The sequence below is a fragment of the Chitinophaga sp. genome, assembly GCF_036566945.1.
Lineage (GTDB): Bacteria > Bacteroidota > Bacteroidia > Chitinophagales > Chitinophagaceae > Chitinophaga.
Window position 1 is genome coordinate 1 of sequence record NZ_DATCVJ010000972.1, and the last position, 6,827, is coordinate 6,827.

A 6,827-nucleotide genomic window follows, 5' to 3' on the forward strand; every position below is an offset into this window, starting at 1 on the left:
AAAAAAGGGCAAAATCAAACTGAACAAAATGAACAGCCGCCGGCCGGCTGAACAGTCACTCATTTTCGGGAGTACCTTTTGTCACTGAACAGACCAAAAATAGCAGGTGTATCGAGCCATAAAAAAGGGCTGCTTCAACCGTTGAAGCAGCCCTGTACCGAAAATCCCGTAGTTGCCATATTACTTATTAATATAAGTATGATTGGAATTTCATTACTTAAAAGTAATATGGCGATCCTGAACAACCACCTGATCTGGTGGTTTGAACAAAAAGAACAGACCCAAACCGAATGCACAAAATGCCTACTGGCTCACTACATCTCTATAACTCTTAATGGTATCGTGTGCTTCCTTTAGATTAGCCTGTTGACCGGCAATAAGTTCACGTACACTATAAGGCATGGAAACATCACTCCCTAACGCGTCTGCATAGGCGCGCTGTACGGCATCTTCCCCATATTCACAGGACGAGAAGAGAGAGTATCTGTCTGTTCCCGTGAATGTGGTTTTGACAGACATCCAGGTACGATATAGTTTACCACTGATAGTAGTATCTGTTTCGGCATCTGCCCCTTGCGCCTGCAGCTGCTGATTCAATTCTGCTACATATTTTACACTGTCATTGATCATATGTTGAAACAATGCTTTTACATCTGCATCATTGCTGGCAGCCTTTGCACTTTTGTACCCTTCTATCCGGTCATTATTAATTTTTACAAGGTCACTTAGCAGGGTCACCAATTTTTCGTCTTGTAGCATATCAAAAAATTTATGGTTAAAAAAACACATGCTGTTATCTATCTTTTCATTTTCAAAAATGTATCCATTTTACTAAACCCTTTATCATAAAGTATTTCCAGAGAGGTGTGTCCGTTACTTCCCGTCCTTTTTCTTCCCGGTTGGTGGAGAAGCTTCCACAACACAGCGGTGTCTGCAATGCAGAGGTAGCTGTAAACAAAGCAATTACCTTATTGGCATAAATTTTTGAGTAAGGAAGATGAATCAAATCCTTAAAACATGAACAGTCTTCTTTATTTAATCGCCGTAATTCTCATTATAGGATGGATACTTGGTTTCTTTGTTTATTCTGCCGGATCATTAATACATGGCTTGCTTGTGTTGGCTATTATTGCGATCCTTGTAAATATAATCAGGGGAAGGGCTTTATAGAATTACGCCGCATCTTCTTATTCCTTGTTTAGTATGTTGTATAACACATATTAAACAAGGAATTTTTCTTTTCTGATACCTGTGTTTTACTTCGCTGCATTTATTTTCTCTTTTTTAAAACCGCTTTTCACAAGACCCCGTATATGACGATCAGGTGTCTGCGCGAGCGTACCTGCCGGCACTGATGAAACCCGCTACTGTTCAAGGACAGAGCATTGTGATCATGTATTGTATCATCACATAAAATTTTACATTATGCACATTATGAAGAACCCCTCCCGGGACGAGGGTAAGGAAGTTATGCCCAATATGCAGCGCCGGAACTTTCTCAAATACCTCGGTATGGGCTCAGCCCTGGTTACCGCAGTATCTATTGCTTCCAGCTGTAATAAAGACGATAATAACCCACCCGCCAATAACGGTGTGAGCTTGGGTAGCGGCGATGTAGCTGTATTAAACTATGCTTATGCACTGGAACAGCTGGAGGCAGCCTTTTACACACAAGTTGTGAATTCACCTTACGCCGGTATGACCTCCACTGAACTGGATTTCTTTCAGAATATCAGGGATCACGAAATTGGTCACCGTGAATTTTTCAAAGCCGCATTAAGCACCAGCGCTATCGCCGGACTCGATGTAAATTTCAGTTCAATCGATTTTTCCAAAAGAGATAGTGTACTGGGTACCGCAAAAGCATTTGAGGATCTGGGTGTTTCCGCTTATAACGGCGCCGCGCAATACATTTCAAAAACCGCAACAGGACTGGTTTATCTTGGCTTGGCAGGAAAAATAGTATCTGTAGAAGCACGCCATGCTGCTTATATCCGCGACCTCATTTCACCGGGATCATTTGCTGATACAGATGTGATTGATGCCAATGGTTTGGATATGGTAAGAACACCCGCACAGGTGTTCGCCATCGCTGGCACCTACATTAAAACAAAGATTGATACGACTACTTTACCGAAATAAGATATTTCACCTGTTAAAAACTCTGATCATATGGATCTTCAAAATATTTTCAAGGAAATCGAAAAAATCGATCCTGAAGTATACGACAGGCTGGATACCCGTCGCAATGCCATGAAGCAATTTACAAACATCAGTGGTAAAATTGCACTGGCTGCCATTCCATTTGCACTCGGCAGTATGTTCAACAAGGCTTATGCGCAAACCTCCACTACGGCTTCGGTAGTAGATGTGCTGAAATATGCACTCACACTGGAATACCTGGAAGCAGCCTTTTATACCAAAGGCGTTAACACAGTAGGACTTATTACAGCACCAGCTGCGCAGGGAGCTATTCAAACTATACAGAAACATGAAAATGCACACGTCATCTTTTTAAAAGGTGTATTGAGTAGTCTGGGTACATCTCTTGACAGTCCTACCTTCGACTTCACTGCCGGTGGTGCATTCCCGACTGTTTTCAGTGATTACAACGTGTTCCTGGCCATTGCGCAGGCATTTGAAGATACTGGTGTCCGCGCTTACAAAGGACAAGCCGGCAATATCCAGAGTAATGCCACCGTATTAACTGCGGCATTGAGTATTCACTCTGTAGAAGCCCGTCATGCTGCACATATACGTTCTATGCGCCGTGCCATCGGACAGTTTGGTGCTACTACCGCACTCAAACCATGGATCACACTTAATCAGAGCGGCATTGCTACTACGGCTGTAAATGCCACCTACGCCGGTGAGGAAGTGACCACACAGGCCGGTGTGAACATTTCCGCATTAGGCAACATTGGTGCAGACAGAGCATCTGAATCATTTGACGAACCTTTGGCCATGGCAGATGTACTCGCCATCGCCCAATTATTTATAAAAGCTTAAGTACGCTATAAGTTGGTCAGATGGAGAAAAGGCTGGCTCTTTCGGGCCGGCCTTACTTGCGTGGTATGCGCGGTATTTCCTAACTTGCTGCCATGAAAAAATACCTGCTTTTTCTGAGCATACCCATGCTGTTGTTCATCTGCAGCTGCAGTACCTCCCGTAAAACTGCTATTGCTGCCAATGGTTTCGGACAACTGAAATTCATCGGTCAATATATTGTTCCGCATCACCTTCCTTTCAATGGTACCGTTACCGGAGGATTGTCCGGAATAGATTACGATGCCACCACCGGAAATTATTATCTCATTTGCGACGACCGCTCTGCATTAAATCCTGCACGCTTTTATACGGCAAAGCTCTATTTCTCCGACAAATCATTTGACAGCGTTAGGTTTACCGCCGTCACCACTTTGTTGCAGGCTAACGGCAACGCCTATCCCGATAGTAAAACTAATGCAGCCCTCACCCCCGATCCGGAAGCATTGAGATATAATGCTAAAAAAAATTGCCTGGTATGGAGCAGTGAAGGGGAGCGGATCGTCAACGAAAAAGATACCATCCTTACCAATCCAGGGGTGTATGAAATCACTACCACCGGTCAGTATATTGATTCCTTTGCATTACCCTCACAGTTCCGGATGCAGGCCACCGACAATGGCCCCCGGAAAAACGGCGTGTTTGAAGGATTGGGATTTACCCCCGGCTATCGGTATATGTATGTGAGCCTGGAAGAACCCCGCTATGAAGATGGTCCACGGGCAGATGTGCGCGATACCACTGCCTGGACCCGGCTCCTGAAATATGATAACAATACCCGTCAGCCGGTGGCGCAATATGCCTATAAACTGGAGCCCGTGGCATTTCCAGCCAGTCCGGCCAATGCCTTTAAAGTAAATGGGATCTCCGACATCATGGTGCTGGATGATCATAAAATGCTGACCATAGAACGTTCTTTTTCTACCGGTGTAAAAGATTGTACCATCAAAGTTTTTGTAACAGATGTAAGTGCAGCCACTGATATCAGTGCCGTTAATTCCCTGCAGACCAGCACCCGGTTTAAGCCAGCCACCAAAAAACTGCTGCTGGATTTCGTAAGTCTGGGAAAATACATAGACAATATTGAAGGCGTGACCTTTGGCCCGGTTTTGCCCAATGGGCACCAAAGTCTGGTTTTTGTGGCAGATGATAACTTTGCGGCCACCGAGGAAAGCCAGTTTTTTGTGTTCGAAATTATGCCGTAAGAACAATACCCTGCGATGGTTGTTATGAACGGAAAACCTGCTTTTATGAAATGCTTGCCACTACTATTAGTATGCGTAGCCGCTGCTGCCTGTCAGCATGCCGGTACTAACGCCAGTGCTGTGGATAGTTCTGCCATTAATGCTGCTGATACCGCCACCTGGGTTACTTATTCCGGTACCTTACCTTGTGCAGACTGTGAAGGTATTGTAACGGAGCTGTCGCTTCACCGACCACCAGATGAGCGCTTCACATTAAAAGAAACCTATCAGGGAAAAAATCAAACCTTTTCCAGTGAGGGTAACTATGCCATCGTGCATGGCACCCCTTCCGACCCCGGAGCATCGGTGCTTCGCCTCAATCCGGATAAAGACAGAAATTTGCAGCGCTGCTTTCAGCAGATAGACGAAAATGAGTTGAAGATGCTGGATGTAGATATGAAATCCATAGAAAGTAATCAAAATTATACCCTAAAAAAGGTTTTATAGCATTTTTGCAGCAAAATTGAATGATAAATGAGCGCTGGCTTAAAATAAACCGGGGCCTTATATTATATCAAAAAAGTCGCTTAAATTTAGCGTTGACGCGCGAACATTTTATCATTTCAAGCATGCTATGAATCGAATTCCGGGCTTTCTGATTTTATTTTTACTCTTTGCGACCCATCTCTATGGCAAAACTCCTACCGACAGTTTACTCCGGGAGCTAAATAAGGCCATGGAAAAATCAGCCGTTTACGATTCCATTAAAATAAGGGGTATTGATAGCATAAAGCGTCGCTTACCGGCCGTAGCCAATAATCCCACCGCTAAGTATCACGTCTACCTACAGTTATATAACGCCTATAAGGTTTTTAATTTTGATTCCGCTTTTGTGTACGCCCAACAGCTGGAACAACTGGCCGAACAACTACATGACCCGGTGCTGATGACAGCTTCGAAAGTAAAGATTGGCTACGTGTTGCTGTCGTCCGGTATGTTTACCGAAACAGCCGCCTTTGTAAATACTATTGATGCCACCGGCGCACCCGATAGTATAAAGATTGAGTTTTACCTGATGAAAAGCCGGCTTTACTTTGATCTGGCAGACTATAACCAGGACAAATATTACACGCCGAACTATATTAAACAGGCTAGCGCCTATATTGATTCCGCCCTGCAGCTGATACCAGTCAATTCCTTTGAATATAAATACAATAAAGGGTTACAGCTTTTTAAAATGGGGGACACTCCCGGCGCCCTGGCCATTTATCCTAACCTCGATGCGCCCGGTATCAGCGACCGGCAACTGGCCATATCTGCCTGTACGCTGGGCGCTATCTATGAGGCAGTGCACAATACCGATACTGCTATTGCCCTCATGACCCGCTCAGCCATTGCAGATATCCGGTCCTCTACCAAAGAAACCATGGCCAGCTACAGTTTGGCCACCCTGTTGTTTGAAAGGGGGGATATCAAAAATGCATCTCATTGTATTGAAAGAGCCATTGGGGAAGCCGTATTTTATGGCGCCCGGCAACGAAAGGTAATGGTGAGCAGCATTCTCCCGATTATTGAACACGAAAGGATTAATACCGCGGAAGAAAGAACTAAGTCGCTGTTGATCTATGCCGCCATTGTTACGCTGTTGCTGGTAGCCCTGGTAGTATTGGCCATTACCGTATTCCGGCAGGTGCAGAAACTGAAAACGGCCCAGCGCATTATTACTGCAGCGCACCTGAAACAACAGGAAATTAATAACCAGCTGCTGGAGGCCAATAAAATAAAAGAGGAGTATGTAGGCTATTGCTTTAATATCAACGCCACCTACATCGGAAAAATAGAAAAGCTGAAACAAAGCCTGGAACAAAAACTGGCCGATAATAAGCCCAATGAGCTGAGGTTTCTCGTCAACAATATCAATATCCGGCAGGAGCGGGAAGAACTCTTCACCAATTTTGACCGGGTGTTCCTCAAAATATTCCCTCATTTTGTTGAGGAGTTTAATACCTTCTTTGATAAAGACAACCGGATAGTATTAAAGGAGAATGAATTACTAAATACCGATATCCGGATCTTTGCCCTGATCCGGATCGGTATCAATGATAATGAAAAGATTGCCCGTATCCTGGAGTATTCAGTAAATACCATTTACGCCTATAAAACCAAAATCAAAAAGCGTTCTTTAATTCCCAGCGAAGAGTTTGAAAACCACGTAATGAGCATTAAAGCCTTGTAAAAAAGACCATTATATGCTTTCATTCCGTTAATATATAATTATTTTATATATAATAGTAACGTATTGATTATCAATTATACTATTTGTTGGGTATTGCTTATTTCGCCTTTATTTTCTATATTTTAACTGTAATAGTTGTTGACCTGCTGATAGTGCTTTTACTTTGGTTCATCAGTAGAAAAAGAAAACCAAAATTCTAAATCTAAACATTGTAATTAAAACCATTTAAAGAAGACAAACGACACCGGTCGTTTCCAAAAAATTTAATCCACGTTGTCAAACTGCCGAGACTACTCCGCAAGCAACGCCTTATTTCCGTTCACTAAATAATGAAAAACATTTAATCCACGTAACAGCATCGA

At 43.5% G+C, this 6,827-nt stretch carries 7 protein-coding genes; 6 read left to right on the forward strand and 1 reads right to left on the reverse strand.

The window, feature by feature from the left end:
* Positions 1–303: 303 nt before the first annotated feature.
* Positions 304–759, reverse strand: a complete 456-nt coding sequence (locus VIP81_RS29150; RefSeq protein ID WP_331969999.1) for a PA2169 family four-helix-bundle protein — start codon at positions 757–759, stop codon at positions 304–306.
* Between the two features lie 258 nt (positions 760–1,017).
* Between VIP81_RS29150 and VIP81_RS29155 the strand changes: the two genes are divergently transcribed.
* The 6 genes from VIP81_RS29155 (at position 1,018) to VIP81_RS29180 (ending at position 6,465) form a co-directional block, all read left to right on the forward strand.
* Entirely contained in the window at positions 1,018–1,170 is a 153-nt protein-coding gene (locus VIP81_RS29155; protein ID WP_331970002.1) for a lmo0937 family membrane protein, read from the forward strand.
* A 255-nt stretch (positions 1,171–1,425) separates the two neighbouring features.
* Positions 1,426–2,142, forward strand: coding sequence for a ferritin-like domain-containing protein (locus VIP81_RS29160; RefSeq protein ID WP_331970005.1), 717 nt, complete (start codon positions 1,426–1,428; stop codon positions 2,140–2,142).
* Between the two features lie 30 nt (positions 2,143–2,172).
* Complete coding sequence (locus tag VIP81_RS29165) at positions 2,173–3,009, forward strand: ferritin-like domain-containing protein (protein WP_331970008.1); 837 nt, start codon at positions 2,173–2,175, stop codon at positions 3,007–3,009.
* 92 nt (positions 3,010–3,101) lie between these two features.
* Complete coding sequence (locus VIP81_RS29170) at positions 3,102–4,250, forward strand: esterase-like activity of phytase family protein (protein ID WP_331970011.1); 1,149 nt, start codon at positions 3,102–3,104, stop codon at positions 4,248–4,250.
* Positions 4,251–4,295: 45 nt separating this feature from the next.
* The gene (locus tag VIP81_RS29175; protein ID WP_331970014.1) at positions 4,296–4,736 is read left to right on the forward strand and encodes a copper resistance protein NlpE; all 441 of its coding nucleotides are present in this window, start codon (positions 4,296–4,298) and stop codon (positions 4,734–4,736) included.
* 127 nt (positions 4,737–4,863) lie between these two features.
* Positions 4,864–6,465 (forward strand): DUF6377 domain-containing protein, encoded by a 1,602-nt coding sequence (locus VIP81_RS29180; protein ID WP_331970018.1) that lies wholly within the window; start codon positions 4,864–4,866, stop codon positions 6,463–6,465.
* Positions 6,466–6,827: the final 362 nt, after the last annotated feature.